Here is a 24,069-nt window from a genome sequence, read left to right on the forward strand (position 1 = left end):
CAACGAGCGGGCCTGAACCCCCCCACGAAGGACGGCGCTTCCATGCCCGCTGACCAGCAGCTCTCAAAATCCCTGAAACCCAGGCATCTGTCCATGATCGCCATCGCCGGCGTGATCGGCGCCGGACTGTTTGTCGGTTCGGGTGCGGCGATCCAGCAGGCCGGCCCCGGCATCCTGGTTGCCTACGCCGCGGCGGGACTCGTCGTCATCCTCGTCATGCGGATGCTGGGCGAGATGGCCGCGGCCAACCCGGAAACCGGGTCATTCTCCACCTACGCGGACAAGGCCCTGGGCCGCTGGGCCGGGTTCAGCATCGGCTGGCTCTACGCATGGTTCTGGATCATCGTCCTCGGCATCGAGGCCACGGCCGGGGCAGCGATCATGCACCGCTGGGTCCCCGGCATTGACCAGTGGGTGTGGGCGCTTGTCCTCATGGTGCTGCTGACGCTCACCAACCTCGGGTCCGTGAAGTCGTACGGCGAGTTCGAGTTCTGGTTCGCCTCCATCAAGGTGGCGGCAATCGTGCTCTTCCTGCTCTTCGGCGCTGCCGCAATCCTGGGCCTCATCCCCGGCGTTCCGGCGCCCGGCCTGGACAACCTGATCGGTAACGGCGGGTTCATGCCCAACGGCCCCGGCGCCGTCCTGGCCGGCATCCTCGTGGTGGTGTTCTCCTTCTTCGGCGCGGAAATTGCCACCATCGCCGCCGGCGAATCCGAGAACCCGGTCGACGCCGTCAAGAAGGCCGTGAAGTCCACCGTCTGGCGCATCCTCGTCTTCTACATCGGCTCCATCGCCATTGTGGTCACCCTGCTGCCCTGGAACTCGGCCTCCGTCGCCAAGAGCCCCTACGTTGCGGTCATCGAACTGTTCGGCATCCCCGGCGCCGGAACCATCATGGACATCGTGGTGCTGACCTCGGTGCTCTCCTGCCTGAACTCGGGCCTTTACACCGCCAGCCGCATGCTGTTCTCGCTGTCCCGCCGCGGCGACGCCCCCAAGTCATGGATGCGGATTTCCAAGCGCGGCGTGCCTGCCGCCGCGGTACTGGCCTCGACGGTGGTCGGCTTCGTCACCGTCGGGCTGAACTACATCGCCCCGGACACGGTCTTCCTGTTCCTGGTCAACACCTCCGGCGCCATCGCGCTGTTCGTCTGGCTCGTCATTGCCGGCTCACAGCTGATACTGCGCCGCCGCATGGGCGCCGCCGCCAAGGACCTCCAGCTGAAAATGTGGCTCTTCCCGTACCTGACCTGGGTATCGATCGTCAGCATCGTGGCCCTGCTGATCGGCATGGTGATCCTGGAATCCACCCGGGAATCGCTGCTGCTCTCGCTGGCTCTCGCCGCCGTCGTAGTGGGGATCGGAGTCTTCCGCTACCGCAGGAACGGCTCCAAGGCCACCGTTCCCGCAACTGGTGCCGCGGAGGCTCCTGCCGACGCTGCCGAGGACGCTTCCGTGGCTCGCGCCGGGAACGCCACAGTGGTTGACGCCGAGGACGCCACGGTGGGCGCCCGTCCGGTGTCGTAGCCTCCAGGACGCCCCCGCGGCGGTCCCGCACCACCGGACATGCCCTCCCCCCGCGCCCTCCACTGGACATAGCGCCATTATGTCCACTGCCCGGCGCGAGGGGAGGGCATGTCCATGCGTGCCGGGGGGACATGCCCAGTCTCCGGGCCGAGGGGAGGGAATGTCCATGCGTGCCGGAGCACAGCCGCGTCACAGGAAGGGACTAGCCAGCCCATAGCGCTGCCGGGTTCGATGGGGTCATGACAAAAATGCCGCAGCCCCCGCACGAGCCGCACCCCAACCACGACCGCGGCCTGGAATTCGATCTCTCCACCCTCGTCAGCCGCCGAACGCTGGGCATGTTCCTCGGCGCGGGAACGGCCGCTGCCCTTGCGGCCTGCAGCCCGGGCGGCACCAGCGGCACCAGCGGCAGTTCGACGTCGGCCGCGGGGACATCGGCGGCAACAGCCCCGGCGCCCTCGGCCGCGGCGACGTCGTCGTCGGCCCCGGCCACTCCGACGCTGACCCGGGCGATCGCCGAGTGCGGGGTCGAAATCCCGCAGGAAACCGCCGGCCCCTACCCCGGTGACGGTTCCAACGGACCCAACGTCCTCGAGGCATCCGGCGTGGTCCGTCAGGACATCACATCCAGCTTCGGGACCTCCACCAGCACAGCCGAGGGCGTACCGCTGACCGTCACGCTGACCCTTCTCGACTACGCCAACGGCTGCACCCCGCTGGCCGGTGCGGCGGTGTACGCCTGGCACCGTGACCGCGAGGGCAAATACTCCATGTACGATTCCGGGCTTCAGAACGAGAACTACCTCCGCGGCGTCCAAGAGGCCGACGCCAACGGGCAGGTCACGTTCAAGACCATCTACCCCGGCGCCTACAGCGGCCGCTGGCCGCACATCCACTTCGAAGTGTTCGAGTCCATGAGCAATGCGACGGCGGCCGGCCAGGTTTTGGCGGTGTCCCAGATCGCGCTGACCGAGGCGGCGTGCAAAGAGGTCTATGCGTCGGCCGGCTACGAATCCAGTGCGCAGAATTTCCCCCGCACCACGCTGAAATCCGACAACGTCTTCGGCAACGACGGCGGTATCTACCAGTTGGCCACCGTGAGCGGCTCGGCAGCCGCGGGCTACGCCGCCGGGCTCAACCTCACGGTCTAGGCAAGGCGGCGCCCGTGTCGGCCGAAATAGATCGGCGGTGCCGATTCTTGCACGGATTGTGCACTGGGGCCCGGCTCCGTGCTTTTCACCGGTCCGCCCCCCCACAAACTTGGCGTCAAGGCGATGGGCTTTCCAGCCGCCGCCGCCTTCAAAACATCTGCGTGCAGCCGGAGGCACAGATCGCCGTCGAATCTCTCGGCTGCATCCGACGCGAAACTTCGTCGAGACAAGTCCAAGGCGCGATCCCGCGAGAAGGAGACCATTGCCGCCACCAGTTCGTCCTGATTGCTCTGGCGCTGGAATCTGGCCGCTGTCATGCTGTCCCAATCCACATCCAATGCATTGCCTAGCGGGTTCGACACGAGACGGCCCCACTCGGGGCGGCCGGCGAGCTGTTCGCGGGCACCGCCGACCTCGCTCACAATGACTGGTATTCCGGCGATCAGGGCCTCCATCGAGGACAGAGCCCATCCCTCGAAAAACGAATCGAGGACGAAGCCGTCGGCGGCGGAGAGAAGTGCGCCAGGGTGGGGCGAATGGTCGCGCAAGTGCAGGCGACCGCCATGGCGCATTTTGCTCTTGAGCCTCGCCACTTGTCCGGCATATGCGGTATCGTCCGGCCGACCGCAGATGAGCAGGTGCGCTTCCGGGACAGCATCGGCGACCCGGGAAAACGCGCTTGCCAGACCGTAGGTGTTCTTTTGAACGCAATGCCGTGAGAGCGATACGAAAAGATACTCGTCGCTGAGCCCCATCATCTCGCGTGCTTGTTCCCTGGGCATCTTTCGTCGGCGTTGGGCCAGCACACCGTTGGGAATGGTGACAACCGATTCCGGATCGCATTGGTCGTCGATTGCCAGATACTGCTGTCGAACCATTTCACTGACGCTCACTAGACCTGCTAGCAACTCGCGCCGACTCGCCACCTCGGAAGGGGCAGCGTTGAACTGGTTATGCATGCCATGGAGCGTTTCTATGGTCGGGACCGAACAGGACGCCGCCGCCTCAAGCACCCACTCGGGTGCTCCATGAACGCTAAGCACATCGGGACGCCAGTTGCGGATCCAAGTTGCGCCGTCTTCCCTATCGAGTTCGACGACCTCGACTCCCTCCTCGCGGAGGACTCGCCCGAGCCGCCCCAGCGTCCTCGAACGGTCGATCGGTGCATGCAGAACCGCAATGCGGAGGCCGAATTGTGGCAGACCCCTGGACAGGAATGCGACAACCTCGTCCATCCCGCCAGCATCCAACGTCTCGGTCGCGAGCAAGCATCTAATCTCGTTGCCGCCGTTGTCCCGCAGGCGCCAGCCAATCCCCGCTTCCTTGGCTTCGTCGTAGGTTGGTTCGGGCCAGCGCACCGCAGGCGCGTCGGACTTATGTACGAGAGGTTGCGACCAGTCCGCAACGGTGGCGACGTCCGCAGCGACGGCGTGATTCAGCATTCCACGCATGCGTCGTTTGACCCGCGTCGGAACCAGGGCGGAATTCCGTTGCGCGAGCAAGAATAACCGGGCCACGAAGGCATGCCAGCTGGCACCCAAAAACTTAGTTGACATGAGGATCCCTGGCGCGCGCGACTAGCTTCGGGAGCCACTTGCCCGGATGGACCATGACGGCATTAAACATTCCGTGAACCAGACCGGATTCACTGATTGGGGGTGGATACGGGGTGCCACGAAGCCCGACCGTCTTCGCTAACAGGGCGTGCCCCGCACCTTCTACTTGCACGATCCTTCTCACCCCACCTGTCTGACATCCCAACTCTGACATCGCCTCGCAACGCCGCTTTCAGTGTGGGGACCAGCGTAACGGGGCGGAATTGGGATGAACCGAGTAGTCAATACCTACCTTGAAGCGGTGGACACCTCTGTGACGTGGCGACCAAGTACGAGTGCAGTGCGCCCAATTTCCCTCGAACGACGCCGAATTCCGGCAACGTCGTCGGCAATGACGGCGGCGTCCCGGCATGTACGGCGTACCGCCGACCGGCCCCACGAGCCCAGGCGCAGTGTGGGGACCGGGCTAGACTCGGAGCCATGCCAACACCGAGCACTGCCGAAGAGCACATCCAGGACCTCGGCGCGTATGTCAGCGCGTCGCCGTCGAGCTTTCACGCCGTCCACGAAGCCGCGCGCCGGCTGGACGCGGCTGGCTTCACGGGCCTGGACGAACTGCAGCCCTGGCCGGAGCCCAAGGCCGCCACTGCCGGCAAGTTCTATGTGATCCGCGACGGCGCCCTCATCGCCTGGGTGGTGCCGTCAGGCGCCGGACCGACCACCGGTTTCAACATCCTTGGCGCCCACACGGACTCGCCGTCCTTCAAACTCAAGCCGAAGCCCACCACGGGCAAGTTCGGCTGGCTGCAGGCCGGCGTCGAGGTCTACGGCGGACCCCTCCTGAACTCCTGGCTGGACCGCGAACTGCAGCTCGCCGGCCGGCTCGTCATGCGCGACGGCACACAGCACCTCACGTCCACTGGCCCGCTGCTGCGCTTCCCGCAGCTCGCCATCCACCTGGACCGGGCCGTGAACGAAGGCCTGGCCCTGGACAAGCAACAGCACATGAATCCGGTCTTTGGCCTGGGCGATCCCGCCGGCGAGGACCTGCTCGGGCTCCTCGCGGACAGGGTTACCGATGCCGAGGTGGATCCGGCGCAGATCGGCGGGTACGACGTCGTCATCGCGGACACCCAGGCCCCGGCGGTGTTCGGCGCGCGGGGCGAATTCTTTGCCTCCGGCCGGCTCGACAACCTCTCCGCGACCCATGCAGGGCTCACGGCGCTGATCGCCCACGCCGCCACGACGCTGCCGAACGGTTCGCCGATCGCCGTGCTGGCCGCCTTCGACCATGAGGAAATCGGCTCAGCGTCCCGATCCGGCGCGTGCGGGCCCATCCTCGAAGACGTCCTCGTGCGGATTTCCGACGGGCTCGGCGCTTCGGCCAGCCAGCGGCGGCAGGCGTTCGCGGCGTCGTTCTGCGTCTCGGCGGACGCGGGCCATGCCGTGCACCCGAACTACCCGGAGCGGCACGACCCCGCCAACCGGCCGGTCCTCAACGGCGGGCCCCTGCTGAAGATCAACGCGAACCAGCGCTACGCGACCGACGCCGCCGGAGCCGCCCTCTGGGCCCGGCTGTGCACCGACGCCGGTATTCCGTACCAGGAATTCGTCTCCAACAACGTGATGCCGTGCGGCTCGACGATCGGCCCGCTGACAGCCACCCGGTTGGGGATCCGGACGGTCGACGTCGGTGTGCCCCTGCTCTCGATGCACTCGGCGCGCGAGCTCTGCGGAGTTCAGGACCCACACCGGCTGGCCACGGTGACCCGGACGTTTTTCCGGACGGCGGCGTAACCGCAGGTCAGTGGGGGGTTGAACGGCATAAAGCAGACCCACATGGATCCTGCGGATACCCACAAAGTTGACTCCGATCCTCTGGCAGTGGTTCCGGGGCGGTCCTAGAGTTCAAGGCGTATGGAAGCCCCCGCAGGTTGGTGGTCCAGGTTCCGGACTGCCGCGGAGAGTCACCTCGACGCCTCCACCTGCGACCGGCTTCAACACAACTGGATAGCACCAAACACGTGGGCTCCGAGCTATCGGTGTCCTCGTCTGGCCAAGGTAGTGCAGACGCCGTGGCCGCGCCCTAGAGTTATCGCGCCCCAGCAGGGAGTCCACCGTGAAGTCTGCACACGCTATTTTGCCCCGCCGGATTATCCGGCCGACAGTCACCGCCGTGATCACGGCGCTACTCGCCGCGGCATTGTCCGTTCTGGGCGTCCCGGCGGCGACCGCGGCAGGGCCATGCACCGTCCCGATTGTGAGCAAAGTAGCCTGCGAAAACACCCAGCCGGGCAACCCGGCCTCGGAGTGGCAGGTTTCCGGTGCGGGCGATGCTGCCATCCAGGGTTTTGCGACGTCCATGAGCGTCAATGTGGGGGAGGCAGTCAATTTCAAGATCAAGACGCCGTCTGTCTCATACAGAATCGACATATACCGCCTTGGCTACTACCAAGGACTTGGCGCGCGCAAGATTGCGGCCAGTTTGCTGCCGACCGCCGCCCTGCCGCAGACCCAGCCGGCGTGCGCCACATTCTCCGCGACGGGCCTCGTAGACTGTGGAAACTGGGGATTGTCGGCTTCCTGGCAGGTCCCGGCTTCGGCCGTATCCGGAGTCTATCTGGCCCGTTTGGTGCGCAATGACGCCACGGGCGCCAGCGTCATCCCCTTTGTTGTCCGCGACGATTCAGCCCGTTCGGACGTCCTTTTCCAGACCTCGGACACCACCTGGCAGGCCTACAACACGTACGGCGGCAACAGCCTCTACTCATGCACGGTGTCCTGCCCTCCGGGTAGCCCGCAGGCGTACAAGTCAGCGTTCAAAGTCTCGTACAACCGGCCGTTCCATTCAGCAGCAGACGACCAGGGCAGAAGCTGGCTGATGTACGCCGAATACCCCATGATCCGGTTCATGGAGGCAAACGGCTACGACGTGAGCTACATGAGCGGCCTTGACGTCGCCACCAGGGGACCACTGCTCTTGAACCACAAGTCGTACATGTCCGTCGGGCACGACGAATACTGGTCAGGGGATCAACGGAGCAATGTGGAAGTCGCCCGGGACGCGGGGGTGCATCTGGCTTTCTTCAGCGGCAATGAGGCCTTTTGGAAGACCCGCTGGGAACCGAGCTCCGACGGCACGAATACGCCAGGCCGGACTCTGGTGTCCTACAAGGACACTCATTTCAACGAGCCGACAGATCCGGTCTCGTGGACGGGGACATGGCGTGACCCCCGATACGGGAACAGTGGGGGCGGCGGTAACCCTGAAAATTCACTGACGGGACAGTACTTCGTGGTCAACTCCGGCTCCACCGACATCGTCGTGCCATCAACCTATAAGCAGCTGAGATTGTGGCGCGGGACTACCATTGCAGGCCTAGCGAACGGTGCTTCTGCAACCCTCGGAGCAGGTCTGGGCACTCTTGGCTACGAATGGGACATCGACGCGGATAACGGATTCCGGCCCGCCGGATCGTTCAGGCTGTCGCAAACAAGCAGTACATCGGCGGAGGTCTTCACCGACTACGGGTCCACCGTGAAAAACGGCTCTGCTGCGACTCACAATCTCACGATCTACAAGGCCCCCAGCGGGTCCCTAGTGTTCGGTTCGGGAACCGTGCAGTGGTCCTGGGGACTGGACGACTACACCACGGGACAATCTGTGGACAAGAATATGCAGCAGGCTACTGTAAACCTCCTTGCTGACATGCGGACGCAGCCCGCCACGTTGATTACCGGCCTGACACCCGCAGTCGCCTCGACGGATATTACGGCTCCGACGTCGACCATCACGTCACCCGCCGCTGGTGCGAACATTGCTGATGGCACTGCAGTCACCGTGACTGGCACCGCCACGGATGCCGGCGGCGGAGTTGTCGCTGGAGTCGAGATATCTACAGACGGCGGTAGGACTTGGCGCCGAGCCAATGGAACAACCAGCTGGACCTATAGCTGGAACGCTCACGGAAGCCCGACGTCCACTCTGCGTTCCCGGGCCGTTGACGACACTGGCAACCTCGAATCGGCCCGCCCAGGGATCTCCACCAATATCACCTGCCCGTGCTCGCTGATGGGCGTAAACGTCGCACCTGCCGTCCCAGACGAGAACGATCCAAGCCCCAGCGAGGTGGGCAGCAAGTTCTACTCAGACGTGGATGGGACTATCAGCGCCATTCGATTCTTCAAATCCGCCAAGAATACCGGTACACACGTTGGCAACATCTGGAGCGAAACGGGGACGCGCCTATCCACAGTCACGTTCACGGGTGAGACGGCCACCGGGTGGCAAACAGCCTCGCTGGCTCCGCCCCTCGCCGTGACGGCGAATACCAAATATGTGGTCTCGTACTTTGCCCCGGCGGGACACTACGCTCAAGACATAGGGTATTTCTACAACAATCCGGCTCCGAACGGCAGCTCCAGTAGTTTGGACAGTGCGCCCCTCCACTTCACGCGAAGCGTGCCTGCGAGCCCCAACGGCTTCTACCGCTACGCATCTTCATCGGGGTTTCCCGATCAGGTGTACGCGGCGGAGTATTACTGGGTTGACGCAGTTTTCAGCCCTTCGGTTTCCTCCTCACCGACTGTGTCTTCTGTTTCGCCTGCGAAAGGTGCTAATGCTGTTGCCGTGACGGTCAAGCCGTCCGCGACGTTCAATCAAGCGGTGACGGGGTCTTCGGTGGCGTTTTCCGTCAAGGACGGGGCCAATGCCGCGGTGGCGGGGACGGTTTCGTATGATTCGGCGAGCCAGACGGCGACGTTTACGCCGGGAGCGGCGCTGGCGTTCAGCACGACGTACACGGCCACGGTCAGCGGCGCCACCAACGCCGCAGGCCAGGCGATGACTGCCCCGTATTCATGGACTTTCACGACGTCCGCGGCAACTGCGCCGCCGACAGTGGCAGCCGTGGTGCCGTCCAACAACACGTCCGGTGTTGCCGTGGCGGTGAACCCGTCCGCGACGTTCGATCAGGCAGTAACTGGGACTTCGGTGGCGTTCTCCGTCAAGGACGGGGCCAATGCTGCGGTGGCGGGGACGGTTTCGTATGATTCGGCGAGCCAGACGGCGACGTTTACTCCCGGGAGTGCCCTGGCCTTCAGTACGACCTATACGGCCACGGTCAGCGGGGCTACCAACGGCTCGGGCCAGGTGATGGCTGCGCCCTATTCGTGGACATTTGCCACCGTGGCAACCCCGCCGCCGGCGGTGGCTTCGGTGTYGCCGGCGAACAGTGCTTCAGCCGTCGATGTGGCGGTGAAGCCGTCCGTGACGTTTGATCAGGCGGTGACGGGGTCGTCGGTGGTGTTCACCGTCAAGGACGCCGCCAATGCTTCGGTGGCGGGGTCGGTTTCGTATGACTCGGCGAGCAAGACGGCGACGTTTACTCCCGGGAGTGCCCTGGCGTTCAGCACCACTTATGGGGTCACGGTCAGCGGTGCGAAGAATGCGACGGGGCAGACCATGGCGCCCTATTCGTGGACGTTCACCACCTCCGCGGCGCCCGCTGTATGCCCGTGCACCGTGTTCAATCCCACGTCGATGCCGGCTGTCCTTTCGGCCAACGATGGCGGCGCGGTGGAAGTGGGCATGAAGTTCCGGTCAGATACGGCCGGCACGGTCACGGGTGTCCGCTTCTATAAGGGCAGCTCCAATACGGGAACGCATAGCGGCCATCTCTGGTCGGGCACCGGGACGCTGCTGGCGTCGGTGACGTTCACGGGTGAGACTGCCTCCGGTTGGCAGCAGGCCAGTTTCTCCAGCCCGGTCGCGATCACGGCGAACACCACATATGTCGTTTCGTACTTTGCGCCCAACGGGTCGTATTCGGCCAACGGCGGGTACTTCAGTTCCGCGGCGGACAAGGGACCCCTGCATGGCCTGGCCAGCGGTACCGACGGGTCCAATGGCGTCTACCGGTACGGCCCCACGGCCTTCCCCACGGACAGCTTCAACAACACCAACTACTGGGTCGACGTCCTATTCACGCCTGGTAATTGATCGAACCCATGTTCAGGAAGAAAGGACAGAGCAGCTCGCCGGCTTTAGCCTGAAGCTACGTGGCGGGAGCCGCCGCGTAGTCCGAGCCAGCCGGTCAACCGAACCACTTAGGAAGAGGTCACAGCGCATGCTTTCCCTTGCAAGCCAGCGTCCGGCGGTTGTCCCCAAACTACGGTCCACAATGGCGGAGCACCAGCTGACAGTTATTGCAGTTTGTGCACTGGCCGCCGCTACGGTCGGAATCGGCACCCCCGGCATTGGTTTTGATGAAGCCGCGTCATGGTGGGCGGCCAACCTGCCATGGTCCGGTTTGTCACTTCTTCTGAGCCACCAGGATATGAATTTTGCCCCCTACTACACCTTCATGCACCTCTGGATGGAACTCTCGGATTCGCTATGGTGGCTAAGGGCCCCGTCGGCTGTGGGCGGCGCAGGCGCCGTCGTCGCAACGGCAGGTCTCAGCCGTCACTTGTTTGGTGAGAAAACAGCCTGGATTGCGGCCCTGCTGATGGTCTCAGCTTATTCATGGGTGCGATTCTCCCAAGAGGTACGGCCGTATTCATGGTCCCTCGCCGTCGCGACGCTGGCCACTTGGGCCTTCGTCGCCCTTTGCGACAAGTATGGCAGGAGAACTATTGCGATTTACCTGGCGCTCATGCTCTTCCTGCCAGCAACTCACCTGTTCGCCGGATTGGTCTGCGGAATCCATTTCATCTACGCAGCAGCTCGCAAGGATTGGAAAATGGCATTCATAGCGGTTTTGGGGGCGCTACCAACCGCAGTGGCCGCGTTGGTCGTCCTTGGACAGGTGAAGCAGGTCTCCTGGCTAACGAATGTGTCGGTGGTGACAGCGGTCCAGGATCTTGTGGGGCAAAGCAAAGCAGTGTGGTATTTGCCCGTGTCGGTGGCGGCGTTAGTCGGACTGGTTTTCTACCGCCGAGTTGCCGCCGGTGAGGGCAGGACACAGGCTGACGTTGTGCTTTTCGCCAGTTGGTGGTTCCTTCCGCCCGTCCTGTTATGGTGCGCCTCGGTCCTGGTCACACCTGTCTACACCCCTCGGTACGTGTTTTGGACTCTCCCGGCGATGGTTATTCCTGCTGCCGCCTTGATCGCAAAGCTTGCTGTACCGGCACGATCTCGCGTTGCGGTGTCGGCGGGAGTGGCTTGTCTGGTGGTTGCGACCCTCCCCGGCCAGATCAGTGCTCGTGCTGCGGACGGGCATCTGTGGGCACCCCAGCAGTTTGCTGCCGTCATCTCGGCCAATGGACAGCCAGGGGACGCGCTCGTGGATCCCGACTTTCTGGCGCTGACACTTCGATACCACCTGCGAAACCAGCGGCCTCCCGAGCCGCTGGTGGCCAGCCCGGCGGAGCGGGAGGGAACTTTCATGGACGTACAGGTACCTGCCGGAATGCAAGCCGAACGGCTCCAAGGCTACTCGCGCGTGTGGGTGCTTGCGGAGATCCTCCAGGACAGGGCGTTACCCGCTGGATTCTGTGCAAGCGATTCGTGGACTTCCGCATTTAACATTGCCCGGCTGACATTGGCGACTCGTTGCCCATAGATGGGCTAGGGGCGGTCCCGCGTCGAGTGGTCTGGACCAACGAAGCTGGCATCGGACGCCTCAGGAACATGCACTCGAACTCCAGACCCCGAGGGCCAAGGCATCTTGGGCACAGGACAGCCCTCCGGAACGTAGCCGCGGGCGCCGATCTCGGCGATCTGGCGGCTTAGGACCCAGCGTTCGGTATTGTCTTCGAGGCCGGACAGGTCCGCCATGACCGGCGCCAGGGAGACTTTTGGGCAGGTCGAGGGCTACGCCCAGGCGATGAGGGCACAGCAGATCCGAGAGTCAGCCTCGCATCTGGCCGACCGGACCACAGAGCGCGCAACCAGGCCGGATGTCTGCCGTCCGAGCTGATCCAGGCTCCGGCTATCCTCTGACTTTTCGTTAGAAAGACACCCGGTAAACGTGATGAGAAAATTCGTTATCAAACGTGTCACTGAAAGTGTGATTGGTGACCGTCAGGCGTCGGTTCTCACCTACGACTTCCACTGTCGAGCCGCGGATCTCCGGCGGCATAGCGAATATCTTGAGGCCGGAAGTCTGGCCGAGGCCAACGTCGGCAAAAATGTAAGCGGATCCACCATAGGCCTTGAGCATCGTGTTTGTCGTGGTGTTGAACCCAAATTGATAAGACTGCGTGTTTATCACAGGCGCAAGTGACTGAATTTTAGCGTTGATTGCCTTGATTCGGTCCAGCCTTGCCTGATCGCAATCGACAAGCGAGTAGAAGCCACAGGTCTGACCGTTGTTGTGCTGAAAGTAGGCCAATCCGCGGGCTTCGTGGATGATTGCAGACCAAGCGGCACCCTCGATTTGCTCCGGGGTAATCGTCAAAGATCCGGCATCATTGAGCAGCGGCATCGCTGTCTCCACGAAGACCCAGTTGGGGTGGATTCCGGCAGGGTTCTGATAGGCACGCATGCGGTCTGCCAGCCATCCGTATGACCCGGCCGACACAGGATTTGCCCCATCTGGCCAGTGGGGGGAATGGATCATCTGATCATCAACAAAGGGGCTGGTGTAGGCGTACTTGTCCACGCTGGCGACGTCCACTACCTTCAAGAGCCCTGCCATGGATCCCTTGGCCCAATAGGTATCCAGGATTCCGTTTGAATAGTTCGCCATTGTGAAACGACCGTCACCAAAGGCATGGACCCGATTTACCTTCCGTGTCTGATCTGCGAGGTTTTCCGCGGCGTTTGAACCGGTGCAACCCAAGCCGATGTCGCATTCATCGGAGATGAACCATCCGACAGCCTTGGGATCGCTCCCGACTTCCGCTTGTGTCCACTCGTCCTGGGCCAAGACAAACAAACCCTGGCTCGTAATGCTTGAAATTGAAGACCCATCATGCTCGGCACCCATGTAACTGTTAACTCCGATGGACTTTAGGGCAGCCGCGTGCTCGGGTTTGCCCATGAATACCGATATCGGGAAGAAATCAGGATTGCTCCAGCCGGCAGCATTGGCCTTCGGGAACTTCTTCCAGTAATCCGGACCACCCTCCCAAGGAATGGTTGGCAGGCCCAAGCGGGGATTCGGCACGGCGGCACCACCTGCATTCGAACTGATCGATCCGTTTGTGCCGCCGGGCTTCTGCTCGGCTGCGGAGGATTGAGGGGATTCTGGTTGAGTACCCAAAAGGGTGCTGGCGGCAACGCCTGCTGTCAATAGCGTGACAACTGCAATTGATCCAAAGGTGAACCTGTGTGCGCGGGACCGCTCAGTCGGCAGTTCCCGGAGGTCGATTCTGAACATAAGAACTCCACATTGTTTTGGGGCTTTGGAATCACTATTTGAATCAAAGATTCATTCGAAGCTCGCGGCCGGGACTGGGGCCTCTGCACGAAGCAAGGCTGCGAGGACGCCGGCGCTTTCCTGATGGCGGAACGATGATTCAACCCGGCGTCGCCCCGCGCCGCCCAGCTTCAAACTGAGGCTGGGCTGTTCCATGATTTGGATCATTGCTTCGCTGATTAGCTCGGGACTCCCGGGCTCGACAAGCAGCCCGCTAACCTGGTTGTCCATCAGCTCTGGGACCCCGCCGGCAGCGGTGGCAATGACGGGGACCCCCATTGCCATTGCTTCCATGATGGCAACCCCGAGGGGCTCGGCGTGGCTGGCCAAGGTAAATACATGCGCTCGATTCAGTTCCCGCCGAACTGAGGCAGCCGACACCGCGCCGAGTAGGCGGACCCGATCGTTAATGCCGAGCTCGTTGATAATCCGCACTAGTACCTGACGATAACCAATTCCGCCGTCCTCGTCTTCACCCGCTATCGTCAACTGCACGTCAGCACCGCTCCGGACCATTCTGTGGACCGCTGCCAAGAGAACGTCATGGCCTTTGCTCCGATTCAGGCGACCGCAGGAGAATACTCTGAAAGGTCCATCACCCGACCATGGCTCATATGGTCCATTCCGGCTGAATTCATCGACGTCCACGCCCATTGGCACAACTTCAACGGCCTTGGGCAGGCACTGTCCGAGTGAGGCTTCGACGTCACGCCGCAATCCCTCGGTGATGACAATTGCAAAGGCTGCGTGCGCCCATTTCAGATTCTGGTTTCGTCCGTAATCATTGAGTGGGCCGTGGAGCGTAAGGCTGTAGGGCAAACCGCCAACGAGATTTGCATACATGGCCACGTATGCCGAATTTCCACACGAATGCACGTGTACATGACGCCAGTCTCTTTCTCGGGCGAGGGCTGCGAGGCGGACCCCCATCGCAAGCCACCCGACCTGGCTGATTAATGCCCTGAGCCGGGCTCCGCGGACCGTTTGCTGTGCATCTCCGCGCATTGCTTCACGGGCCACGCTGAGTAAGCCGGCGACAGCCCGGGGTGACATGCGCAAAAGCTCACCCGCGATCTTTCCCATCTCCGCGACGGACAAGGGGCTCAGATACGTTGTGAGGGCTTGTGCTTCGGCCGCCCACTCCTGTTTTGCCGGTTGACCCGCGGGCCGTCGTGTGGACACCACATCCGGTGAAACGTGGAGCCGCCTCAGCACGCCCAGTTCCCGCCAGAAGAATCCGTGCGTTTGGCCCGGAAACTCTGGGACAACGTAGCCGAGCCGCAGGTCAAGGTCCATGTCAATCTTCCCCTCGCTCATCTGGCGAGCTCGGAGAGACGCTGGCTATCTTCGAAGCCTTTAGCTGGTGGCCCCAACGCTTCATCGGCCGCCTCCGACTCGGCATTAGCCCCGGCTGGTTCCTGTGCTGGTGAGGAAACCGAAATCCGCGCGGCCCGCTTCCTGGCTCTCCGTTTTGTTCCGGCGTCAGGCACTCCGTTGTGGGTCCTGAGTCGATTTCGGGACACCGAGACTGAACGGGCGATCGAGACGGCACCGAACATAAGTACAACGCCGGTGAGGAAAACAGCAATCAGCGACCTTAGCCGGCTGGAAAATTGTTCAGTGGCCTTATCTGGGGGAGCTACGAGAATCGAAGTAAATAAATAGGAATCGTCGGCACCATTAACCTTTTGTGCGGTGCGGAGATCTTTTTCCAGCATGCTCCCAAGGGCGCGTGTGGTTGCAAATGACTTCTCCGGCGTGTCGGCAATTCCCGTGATATCGACTAGGAAGCCGTTGATGCCGCCAACACCGCGGCTGACGGTGTAGTCGGAACTGAGTCCCTGCTCTTTCATCTTGTCAACCATGGAACTGTCGTTGAGCCGCGTGAGGAGAACTTGAACAATTAGTGATGGGTCTGAAGACCGTAGGTACGGATTCTTACTGTTCAGTTTTCCGAGTCCAGGATTCTTCACAATATCCAATTGCGTTGGTATGTCCGGATTTATCATGGCGTAGGTAGACGATGTCTCGTAAGACCTGGGTGCGAATTGGAATACATACAGGGCGGAAGCGAGGGTTAAAAGCAAGATGGGAATCGAAACGAGACGGTGCTTCCAGAGAGTTCTTAGGACTTCTGCCGGGTTCATGTAAGGCCTCCTGGTGACTTGTGGTTGTGACCCGGATTACCGGAATCGACGGGTCTTGAAGCTTCTACGCTGGCGTCATCATCAGCCCCGGTATCGAGCTTTGCCATGTTCCACGCCGCCCCACCCAGTCCGATGAGGACCGGGTATGTGAGAGCAAAAACGGGAAAGGACATGGAATCGAAGGTCAGGGAGCAAATTCCTGCCACGAGGCCTCCAGCACCCACTGCCCCGGCGAAAGCCTTCAGTTGGGGCGTACGGGACGACCGCGCGGCCAGTATCGAAGTGACTCCAGGTACAAGCAGGTAGATCGCCATCGCCGAAAGACCCACTAACCCGAGCGTCACCGCGGCATTCAGATACTCGTTGTCGAGAATGTGAATGGCGGTATCAGCCTCGTAATTGCCGGGTCCCGCTCCCAGAATCGGCCGGTGGGTTACCATGGCCTCGACTCTGGGATAGTTGTTCGTCCGGGTCGAAATAGACGGATCCGTGTTCGACGACGTTATGGTTTCCGTTAGTGTGCTGATGAGCCCGGGCACTCCCAGGAACAGCCCGGCCAGCGCAATCGGGGACGCAATCAGAGCCCAGATGCGTGGGGTCGGTGGAAGGAACGGTATGAACACCGCGAGCCCGACCACTAGCCCGAGGACCCCGGAACGAGAAACCGTTGAGGCAATCGCAAAGATCAAGAGCATGGTGCCCAGAAGTTTGTAGCCGATCCATCCCCGGCGATCGTAAATTAGGCGCCAGATAGACAGGGGAAGAAGCATCGCGGAAACTACTGCCAGTTCGATCGAGTGGAATGTGCTGCCTGCAACGCGTAGGAGCGCGCCGCGTGACTGGAAAGCCGTATCCCCGCCGTTGTAGGTGAACCCGGGCATCGCGTACTGGAACCAGTCCATGGGATTAATCCGAAAAACGAACTGGATTACCGCGATCAGACAACAGAAGAATGCCCCGGCCAGAAGCGCCCGTATGAGGATCATGGCGTCTGAGAGGGTGCGGATGACTTCGCCGACAACGAGGACTATGCCGGCACTGGCAATCAACAGGATCAACCAGCGGTCGGCCGAAGCACGCGCGATCTGTGTGCTGCCTCCAGTGATTCCCGCGTAGAGGGCAGCATAGGAAGCACAAGTAGCCAGGAACAGTGTGGCCAAAGTCATGCGTCCGGGATGCCGGATCTTCATGGGGTTGTGCAGCCCAAACAGAACAGAGCAGATCCAGAGTACGAAAATGAGGACTGCCAGGATCATCGGCACGGTGCCGGCTGCGCCGATGGGCTTGAAAACCATGGCTGATGGAAAGAAAAAGATGCAAAACGCCACAGCCCGGACAAGGAATGGCACCTTCCCCGCACGCTCATGGGCCGCAGGAGTACTGATGGCGCCCAGCGAGCCGCTGGAGGCTTGTTGATGTCCAATCGCCGAGAAACGCTGTTCGGCGGTCCGTGCATGCTGGCTCACAAGGCACCCTCCGTCGCCGTCGCCGGGAGCCGATGCGGTGCTGGCGCAAGGCAAACACGTTCGATCTCCTGGGTAACAAGACTGGCCGGTGTGCGCCAGTCCATCCGCTCGGATGCGGCGAGGAGCCGGGCCCTACCCTCGATGTCCCACGAGGTGACGGCGTCGGAAAGACCCCGAGCGACTGCGGCAGGGGTTGGCGGTACCCAGATCGCGTGGGGAGCGGACAGGACGGCCCGTGAGAACGGGTGGTCGTTCATGATTGGCACGTTTCCGGCGGCCATCAGCTCCTCGGCTATCAGCGTGATGTTCGTGAAGGAAAGTGCGACGCTGGCTATCGTCCGGTTATAGAGCTCGTTGAGTTCCGAAGGACTCAATGAGCCGTGATTTGTCACCGGAATCCTCCAGTCGGATACTTTGTCCCCGAAGACATGGATTTCCTGCTCAGGGTGCCGCCGGTGGAAGTCCTCCAATCCCAGTTTGGCTAGGAGATATCCGCGCCTTTCCACAGTGCGTTTGGCGTAATAAACAATCCCGCTCCGCGCTACCGAGTAGTCGCTGCGCGGAAGAACCTTGTAGTCAGATGTGTCGCAACCGAACGGAACTGTTGCGTCCGGAACGACGCCTAACTCGTGGGTAAGGGTGGATGCCACCATCTCGCCCAGGGCGACGTTGACGAATCCGAACCTGTAAGTGTCTTCGGCTAGTGCGTAAAGCGCACCTCTTGGGTAGAAGTACGGTTCGTAGTCCTGGATGAAGTAGAAGCGGTTCATCGTTCCAGAGGCCCTTTTGGCCACTACATGGGCGGTTCCCCACGAACTGGCCACGACGGCGTTCATTTCCCCGAATCCTCGCGTTGCGCTGCGGATGCCGGCTCTGATCCTTGGCCAGTGCTGCCGTATGACCCGTTCATGGCGATCAACGTCGTCAGAGTTCCGGTCATATAGAAACAGCGTGCATTGGTGACCCCGCCGTTCTGCCGCCTCAACCATTCGGAAGAGTGTTGTATGACCGCCGGACCCTGGGCCGGGAGGCGCGCAGACCCACCCGATTTGCAGCCTGGCACCCGTGCTCAAGTGAGGTTGGAGGCGGCACAGCGTGCTTGAATCCACAAGGTCTTCGACCCTCACGGGAAGTTCCGACCCCATGAAATCGAAATGCTCATTGATCTTCTGCGCCGTGCGGCGCCCTCCTGCCGTCGCAAGTCCGGCAGGACCAGCGCTTCGCATGCGCCTCCATAGATCGGCGAAGGCGAGATTCCTCGAAGTCAAGCGACACCCCCTCGAGCATTGCTGCGACTTCCCTCAAGATAGTCCGCGTAGTCGGCCAGTGCCTGAGTACGCACGTCCTGGCTGGTGCCAGACTTGGCGGAAATCATGACGGCCAGGACGTCAGTTGGACTCGAACGAAGCATCGTACGGATCTCCGCCCCCGTCAAAGGTGCCTCTTCTGAATAGCTGATGCTTTTCATTAGGGATGTGACCGCCGGAGGACCGCCGAGGACCGCGTCCACGTAGGTCCCGTACAGCATCATCTCGGAGAAGTGGAGCTGGGAAGCTACGGCTGACTGCCAGGACTTGCCCTTCACCCGCTCAATATGTTGGAGCATCGAACGGACTATCGCGGGATCCCAGACGCAAGGCCAGCAGACATAGTCCGTCAAGTTACCGCTATCGGCACGCCCAAGGCCTAAAAGGTCCCGAGCTGATTCGAGCCACATGCGGTGCCGGGGCAGCCCGGAGTGTACTGCTCCCGGATTGCTGTACATCTCCAATTTGCCGTCTTGCTGGAATGACTCAAGGTCAGTGGGAGCGACTAACACCATGTCGGAATCGACGAGAATTACTGCATCCACTTCCAAGGAGGCCGCAGCAGACAACTTGATTAGTTGCTGGGCAATCCACCCTCTGATAGGCGGCCAAGGACGCGATCGGTTGACCCACATGTTGAGGTGTGGCAGTTTCCACATTGAAGCGTCGAGGAATTTCCCCGCTTCGTGGATCTCAGTCCTGTTGTTCACGAGCATCCGAAATATAGGAACGTCTTGTTGTGGAACCACGATGTGATGCGTGACGTCCTCGGGCATCCAGCGTAGAATCGAGCGATTGAGTTCCCGGCACAGCTCGGAGTCCGTACTGTAGCTAGGTGTCAAAACGGCGAGGCCTCGTCTAGATTCCATATCTCCTCCACTGTTGCCAGCGAACACGGGAACCGAACTCCCGGTTGAGGGATCCACGCCAGGCAGCAAGTCGTCCGGAAATGCTCAGCGACGTGGAAGTGCCATTCTGCCGGAGGTAGTCGTGATATGCGATAGAAGATTCTGCGGCCGGAAAAACGGACCGTGCGAAGGCCAGCGCGGCGGCGATGTCTTCTGTGGAGGCATCGCCGGCGGCGCATTTTGAGGCGGACCACTCCAGCGCCTCCATTGCCATACGTCGGTTGACGGTTGATCTCAGAGATTCGATGCGGGGAGCGGACAGGCGTGATCCTGCCAGAAACGATTCGTAGGCTTTTACCCGCTCCTCAAGATCGCGCAACAAGGTGCCATAGCCGGTTGTCATCATGCTCGCGGCGTGAAGACGTCTGTAGGCTTGATCGACGCCGTTCACCCTCCCGACATCGGAGACATCGGCGATGCGAAGCCACATTTCAAGGTCTCCGGAATGCGGAAGTTCCGGGCGGTAATAGCCGACCTGGTGTTGTACCGACGTCCTGACGACTGCCTCGGGGCTAGTGATGATACTCAGGCCCCGGCGGAACTGAGCCGCGGTCCATTTATCCCCGCGCCAGACGGACCAATTGCGGAGTTTGTCACTGTTTCGCTCTGGTTCAATGTCGAAAGCTTGCGGGTGCCCGTAGACAAGCCCGACCGACGGAAAGTTGTCCATGAGCGCTGTGGCCCTGGCGAGAGCGCCGGGGGCAAGCATGTCGTCCGCGGACAGCAGCACCACGTAGTCCGAATCAACCGCAGAGAGGCCCTCGTTATAGGTTGCGATGTGGCCTTTGTTCTTAGAGTGACATGTCAGGCGGACGCGCGGATCGCTAGCTGCGATCGCTTCGGCGACGGCGGCACTTCCATCGGTGGACGCATCGTCAATGATGTGGACTTGCGTCGTCACGCCAGACTGTGTTAGCACGCTGGCGACACACTCGTCAAGATACCGCCCGTAGTTGTAACAGGGGATGACAACGACCACATTCGCCGGCCGGGCGGCGCTGTTCCGCCGGATGCGCCTAAACATCGTTGTCCCCACCGATCCGGCCCGGAGCAATGGGTTTGCGGGCCAGGCCCAGGGCCGCGATGAGGCCGGCACCAACACCGGTCCGGGAAGACGCCGAAACGGACCAGTTTGCGGGCGCCAGCGGCTCAGGAACTGGATAAATGATTCCGACTCTCATACTGGATTCCTCGATTCCTTGGATCGGCGGCTGAAACGGCGCCTCATATTGAGCAGCAGCGAGCGGACTCTGTCTGGGGTCACGGCGGCGATTGCACGACGGTTGTAGGCGCCGTAGATGAAGGCACCCATCAGAGCTCCGGTAGCGAGCTTGAGCAAGTTGCTTTCGATGGGCAGGGTGACCAACCACGACACAACGGCCGCTGCTATGGCGGTGATAGCCGGACGGCCGACCGAGCGCAGCAGTGCTGACAGGGGAAGACCGGTCGACCGCCGGAGCGCAATCACGTAAACGGGTGTTGTGATTACCCCAATGACAAGGATGTGCGCGACGGCTGCGCCCTCGATGCCACCTAGCCGGATGCCGACCGGGAGAGCGGGCAGCAGGGCAATGAGGGCGCAAACCTGGACTGAGAAGAGAATTCCGGTCCGCCCCATGGCAATTATGACGTTCGCCAGCAGGAGGCCCAGGACAAACAGGGCCCCGTACACGGCCAGGATGGAAAGAACAGGCGCGGCCGCCGGCCATTTCGGCCCGTAAATTGTCAGCACAAGGGGACTTGAAAATGTGCAAAGGAATGCTGCCAGCGGGAATGCTACCAGTGCGACTGCCTGGGCGCCGTGCGCGACCGCTGCTCCGATGTCCCCGCCGTCGCGCCGCACGACCGAGATGGCAGGAAGCACGAGTCCGTTCAAGATGGAACCAATGACTGCTGTTGGCCACATTGCGATGCTAAAAGCGAGGAAGTACACGCCCAATTCGGCCACGCCCGCCATCCGGCCAATGAATAGATAGTCGGCGTTCAGGAGTACCTGGCTCAAGAGGTTGGCGCCGGCAAGCGGCAGGCCGAACGCAAGGAGCGGGCGCAGCACTTCCAGCTGCAGGCGCGGCCACACTGGAACGCCGGCCGCGCCCATCATGATGCCCCCCATGATCACCTGACCGACAATCCGCGACCAGGCGAAGGCTTCCGGTCCACTGCCCGCCAATGCGAGCAGAAGTAGCGTGGCGCTGCCAGGGAGGAACGCAATGGCTGATGCCCAGAAGATCACGTTCTGCCGGAACTCGCGTTGCAGCAGGGCTCCAGGGACGGCGAACGGGCCGATCAGCGCCACGCCGATTGCCATGATCCTGACGGCGGGACCGGCTTCTGCACTTCCCAATGCCCCCGCGATGTCGTCGGCGAATATCGCCATCGGGACAGCCAACAAGAGGCTGCTCACGATCGATACGGTTGCCACTGTTGGTGCAATGCGGGATACGTCGAGGTCGGAGCGTGCGACCGCGGAGGCAACACCAAGTTCAGCAACGCTGACGATCACGGCGTGCACGGTGACGGCCAGTGTAAAGATGCCCAAGTCCTGAGGCGAAACGATCCTGGCGACAACAGCCATGAGGGCGATGTTGCCCATGCGGAGAAAGATCGTCCCGCCGGCTGACCACAGGGCACCACGCTTCAATGCTGCGGTGAGGACGGCGCCCTCCGTGGGTGCGTGCGTTCCGACGCGCGGCAAAGAGCCTTGAGCCGCGGACCGGGTTCTGGAATCAGGAGTCATGTCCGGCCACCTGGAATTCAGCAGAAAGGACCGTTTCCGGGACCATCATCGCGGGTCGCCGATGGCCGCATGCAGCCGTTCTGCCACATACTCCTGTTGCCCGGCAGTGATGTGGGGATAGACCGGCAGGGAAAGCATGGTGTCGGCTGCTTGCTCCGCCACCGGGAAGTCGCCCCTGCCATGGTTGAGTTCGCGGTACGCCGGGCTGAGATGGAGTGGCACCGGGTAATGGATACCGGCACCGATGCCCGCCGCCTGCAGCTCGGCCAGGACGCGGTCGCGGTCCTCTACCCGGATGACGTACAGGTGCCACACGTCGACGTTGCCTGCGGCACTGGTCGGAAGGATGACTCCGGGCACACCCGACAACAGCGATGTGTAACGCTCGGCGGCCTCCCGCCGTCGTTGGTTCCATCCATGAAGCCGGCGCAGTTTGGCGTTCAGCACCACGGCTTGGAGCGTATCGAGCCGGGAATTCATGCCGATCGCCTCGTGCTGGTATCTGACCAGGCTGCCGTGGGCGCCGAGGAGGCGCACGCGGGCGGCGACGGCGGGATCGTTGGTGATGACGGCCCCGGCATCCCCGGCTGCCCCCAGGTTCTTGCCGGGGTAGAAGCTTGTACCTGCCGCCTGTCCCAGTGTCCCGGCGAACCTGCCGTATCGGGTCGCGCCCTGCGATTGGGCGGCGTCCTCCACCAGGGCCGCCCCGCAGGATTCAGCCAGGGACTCGAGCCGCTCAACCGGCGCCGTCTGGCCGAAAAGGTGGACCGGAACGATTGCCTGGGTCCGGGGCCCAACCGCTTCGGCCGCGCACACCGGGTCGATCAGCAGATGAACTGGGTCCACGTCCACCGGGACCGGCCTCGCTCCAATGCGCGAAACGGCTTCTGCGGTGGCGATAAAGGTGTTGGCCGGCACGATGACTTCGCCGCCCGGACATACGCCGCAGGAGCGCAAGGCGAGTTCGAGCGCATCAGTGCCGTTGGCCACCCCCACGCAGTGTCCGGCACCAAGAAATTCTGCATAAGCCCGTTCAAATTCAGCCACGGCAGGGCCGCCGATGAAAGAGGTCTGAGCGAAGACCTCCTTTAAGCCGATTTCGACTTCATCGGCGATTTCTTCCTGCTGGGCGCCCAAATCAACAAGCGGGATCGATGTCGAAAAATTCATGGCTGCTCCCCTTCTGCAAGTGCCGAGCGGTTCACAGCTCGGCCGCCGCTCCGTTGAAGGCATCATGGTCGACCGGATGCGCCGGGACACCCACCCACGTTTCGCCGTCGGGGACATCCCCGAGAACCGCGGCGCCCATGCCGATCGTCGAGTACGAACCTATCGATGTACTTTCACGCACGCTGGAGTTCATCCCGAGGTAGGCCGCACGGCCTATCCTCACGCCGCCGCCAAGTGAGGTGCCGGCGGCAAACGTCGCGTAGTCCGCCACGACGTCGTCGTGCGTGAAGGTGACTCCCGGCATGGCCACCACGTGCGATCCCAGGGTGACCGAGGCCGTCAGCGTTACGTTTTGCAGCAGGATGCTGCCCCTGCCGATCCGGCATCCTTCCGGCATTCGGACCGTCGGGTCAATCACGGTGGCATAGCGGTTGGTGCCAATATCCACCGAACTCAGTCGTTCCACCACGGCCTGCCGGGGACGGCCGGAATCCATGCAGACCAGAAGGAAGGCATGCGTGAAGCGGACCGCGTCGTCGATGGTTCCCAGGACTGGCGCTCCGTCCACTTCGATCCCGGACATCTCCTCGTCGTCATCAAGGAAGCCGACGACGTCATAGCGTCCGCTGCTGCGAACCGTGGCCAGAACCTCACGTGCCAGGCCGCTGGCGGAGATCAGCAAAAGCTCACTCACCGGGTCTCCCTCCCATTGCCCGGGACGCCGGCGCACGAACG

At 62.0% G+C, this 24,069-nt stretch carries 17 protein-coding genes; 5 read left to right on the top strand and 12 right to left on the bottom strand.

Going from position 1 to position 24,069, the window contains the following annotated elements; genetic code table 11:
- Positions 1-42: 42 nt before the first annotated feature.
- On the top strand, positions 43-1,527 hold the full coding sequence (locus AC1DZV_RS11250) for an amino acid permease (RefSeq protein ID WP_476950910.1): 1,485 nt from the start codon (positions 43-45) through the stop codon (positions 1,525-1,527).
- 248 nt (positions 1,528-1,775) lie between these two features.
- Positions 1,776-2,678, top strand: coding sequence for an intradiol ring-cleavage dioxygenase (locus tag AC1DZV_RS11255; protein WP_476953755.1), 903 nt, complete (start codon positions 1,776-1,778; stop codon positions 2,676-2,678).
- Here AC1DZV_RS11255 and AC1DZV_RS11260 read toward each other — a convergent pair.
- Positions 2,675-4,234: a glycosyltransferase family 4 protein gene (locus tag AC1DZV_RS11260; RefSeq protein WP_476953732.1), complete on the bottom strand. Its 1,560-nt coding sequence runs from the start codon at positions 4,232-4,234 to the stop codon at positions 2,675-2,677. The two genes, AC1DZV_RS11255 and AC1DZV_RS11260, sit on opposite strands and share 4 nt — an antisense overlap.
- Before the next feature lie 480 nt (positions 4,235-4,714).
- Here AC1DZV_RS11260 and AC1DZV_RS11265 point away from each other — a divergent pair, with 480 nt between their 5' ends.
- The 3 genes from AC1DZV_RS11265 (at position 4,715) to AC1DZV_RS11275 (ending at position 11,799) form a co-directional block, all read left to right on the top strand.
- Positions 4,715-6,031 (top strand): M18 family aminopeptidase, encoded by a 1,317-nt coding sequence (locus tag AC1DZV_RS11265; protein ID WP_476953733.1) that lies wholly within the window; start codon positions 4,715-4,717, stop codon positions 6,029-6,031.
- Between the two features lie 463 nt (positions 6,032-6,494).
- Positions 6,495-10,235 (top strand): N,N-dimethylformamidase beta subunit family domain-containing protein, encoded by a 3,741-nt coding sequence (locus AC1DZV_RS11270; RefSeq protein WP_476953734.1) that lies wholly within the window; start codon positions 6,495-6,497, stop codon positions 10,233-10,235.
- A 181-nt stretch (positions 10,236-10,416) separates the two neighbouring features.
- Positions 10,417-11,799, top strand: a complete 1,383-nt coding sequence (locus AC1DZV_RS11275; protein WP_476953735.1) for a glycosyltransferase family 39 protein — start codon at positions 10,417-10,419, stop codon at positions 11,797-11,799.
- Between the two features lie 387 nt (positions 11,800-12,186).
- On the opposite strand, the gene AC1DZV_RS11280 is transcribed toward AC1DZV_RS11275, so the two are convergent.
- The 11 genes from AC1DZV_RS11280 to AC1DZV_RS11330 form a co-directional block, all read right to left on the bottom strand.
- A complete protein-coding gene (locus AC1DZV_RS11280) occupies positions 12,187-13,560 on the bottom strand; it encodes a hypothetical protein (RefSeq protein WP_476953736.1) in 1,374 nt (457 codons plus the stop codon).
- 51 nt (positions 13,561-13,611) lie between these two features.
- A complete protein-coding gene (gene epsE, locus AC1DZV_RS11285) occupies positions 13,612-14,895 on the bottom strand; it encodes an exopolysaccharide biosynthesis GT4 family glycosyltransferase EpsE (protein ID WP_476953737.1) in 1,284 nt (427 codons plus the stop codon).
- A 17-nt stretch (positions 14,896-14,912) separates the two neighbouring features.
- Entirely contained in the window at positions 14,913-15,746 is an 834-nt protein-coding gene (locus AC1DZV_RS11290; RefSeq protein ID WP_476953738.1) for a chain-length determining protein, read from the bottom strand.
- A complete protein-coding gene (locus AC1DZV_RS11295; protein WP_476953739.1) occupies positions 15,743-17,212 on the bottom strand; it encodes an O-antigen ligase family protein in 1,470 nt (489 codons plus the stop codon). The genes AC1DZV_RS11290 and AC1DZV_RS11295 overlap by 4 nt, the downstream gene beginning before the upstream one ends.
- Positions 17,209-18,048, bottom strand: a complete 840-nt coding sequence (locus AC1DZV_RS11300; protein ID WP_476953740.1) for a hypothetical protein — start codon at positions 18,046-18,048, stop codon at positions 17,209-17,211. The genes AC1DZV_RS11295 and AC1DZV_RS11300 overlap by 4 nt, the downstream gene beginning before the upstream one ends.
- Positions 18,049-18,476: 428 nt before the next feature.
- Positions 18,477-19,388: a DUF6492 family protein gene (locus tag AC1DZV_RS11305; protein ID WP_476953741.1), complete on the bottom strand. Its 912-nt coding sequence runs from the start codon at positions 19,386-19,388 to the stop codon at positions 18,477-18,479.
- A complete protein-coding gene (locus AC1DZV_RS11310) occupies positions 19,378-20,451 on the bottom strand; it encodes a glycosyltransferase family 2 protein (RefSeq protein ID WP_476953742.1) in 1,074 nt (357 codons plus the stop codon). The genes AC1DZV_RS11305 and AC1DZV_RS11310 overlap by 11 nt, the downstream gene beginning before the upstream one ends.
- A complete protein-coding gene (locus tag AC1DZV_RS11315; RefSeq protein ID WP_476953743.1) occupies positions 20,444-20,608 on the bottom strand; it encodes a hypothetical protein in 165 nt (54 codons plus the stop codon). The genes AC1DZV_RS11310 and AC1DZV_RS11315 overlap by 8 nt, the downstream gene beginning before the upstream one ends.
- A complete protein-coding gene (locus tag AC1DZV_RS11320; RefSeq protein WP_476953744.1) occupies positions 20,605-22,164 on the bottom strand; it encodes an oligosaccharide flippase family protein in 1,560 nt (519 codons plus the stop codon). The genes AC1DZV_RS11315 and AC1DZV_RS11320 overlap by 4 nt, the downstream gene beginning before the upstream one ends.
- A 45-nt stretch (positions 22,165-22,209) precedes the next feature.
- Positions 22,210-23,334 carry a DegT/DnrJ/EryC1/StrS family aminotransferase gene (locus AC1DZV_RS11325; RefSeq protein WP_476953745.1) on the bottom strand — a complete coding sequence of 375 codons (1,125 nt, stop codon included), beginning with the start codon at positions 23,332-23,334 and terminating at the stop codon, positions 22,210-22,212.
- 31 nt (positions 23,335-23,365) lie between these two features.
- On the bottom strand, positions 23,366-24,028 hold the full coding sequence (locus AC1DZV_RS11330; protein ID WP_476953746.1) for an acetyltransferase: 663 nt from the start codon (positions 24,026-24,028) through the stop codon (positions 23,366-23,368).
- Positions 24,029-24,069 lie beyond the last annotated feature (41 nt).

This window comes from Arthrobacter sp. P1_D12 (assembly GCF_056406175.1).

Bases quoted from the DNA above. Each gene is read 5' to 3' on its own strand.
- AC1DZV_RS11250 (WP_476950910.1), top strand. From the start codon at position 43: ATGCCCGCTGACCAGCAGCTCTCAAAATCCCTGAAACCCAGGCATCTG.
- AC1DZV_RS11255 (WP_476953755.1), top strand. From the start codon at position 1,776: ATGCCGCAGCCCCCGCACGAGCCGCACCCCAACCACGACCGCGGCCTG.
- AC1DZV_RS11260 (WP_476953732.1), bottom strand. From the start codon at position 4,234: ATGTCAACTAAGTTTTTGGGTGCCAGCTGGCATGCCTTCGTGGCCCGG.
- AC1DZV_RS11265 (WP_476953733.1), top strand. From the start codon at position 4,715: ATGCCAACACCGAGCACTGCCGAAGAGCACATCCAGGACCTCGGCGCG.
- AC1DZV_RS11275 (WP_476953735.1), top strand. From the start codon at position 10,417: ATGGCGGAGCACCAGCTGACAGTTATTGCAGTTTGTGCACTGGCCGCC.
- AC1DZV_RS11280 (WP_476953736.1), bottom strand. From the start codon at position 13,560: ATGTTCAGAATCGACCTCCGGGAACTGCCGACTGAGCGGTCCCGCGCA.
- epsE (WP_476953737.1), bottom strand. From the start codon at position 14,895: ATGGACCTTGACCTGCGGCTCGGCTACGTTGTCCCAGAGTTTCCGGGC.
- AC1DZV_RS11290 (WP_476953738.1), bottom strand. From the start codon at position 15,746: ATGAACCCGGCAGAAGTCCTAAGAACTCTCTGGAAGCACCGTCTCGTT.
- AC1DZV_RS11300 (WP_476953740.1), bottom strand. From the start codon at position 18,048: ATGAACGCCGTCGTGGCCAGTTCGTGGGGAACCGCCCATGTAGTGGCC.
- AC1DZV_RS11305 (WP_476953741.1), bottom strand. From the start codon at position 19,388: ATGGAATCTAGACGAGGCCTCGCCGTTTTGACACCTAGCTACAGTACG.
- AC1DZV_RS11310 (WP_476953742.1), bottom strand. From the start codon at position 20,451: ATGTTTAGGCGCATCCGGCGGAACAGCGCCGCCCGGCCGGCGAATGTG.
- AC1DZV_RS11315 (WP_476953743.1), bottom strand. From the start codon at position 20,608: ATGAGAGTCGGAATCATTTATCCAGTTCCTGAGCCGCTGGCGCCCGCA.
- AC1DZV_RS11320 (WP_476953744.1), bottom strand. From the start codon at position 22,164: ATGACTCCTGATTCCAGAACCCGGTCCGCGGCTCAAGGCTCTTTGCCG.
- AC1DZV_RS11325 (WP_476953745.1), bottom strand. From the start codon at position 23,334: ATGAATTTTTCGACATCGATCCCGCTTGTTGATTTGGGCGCCCAGCAG.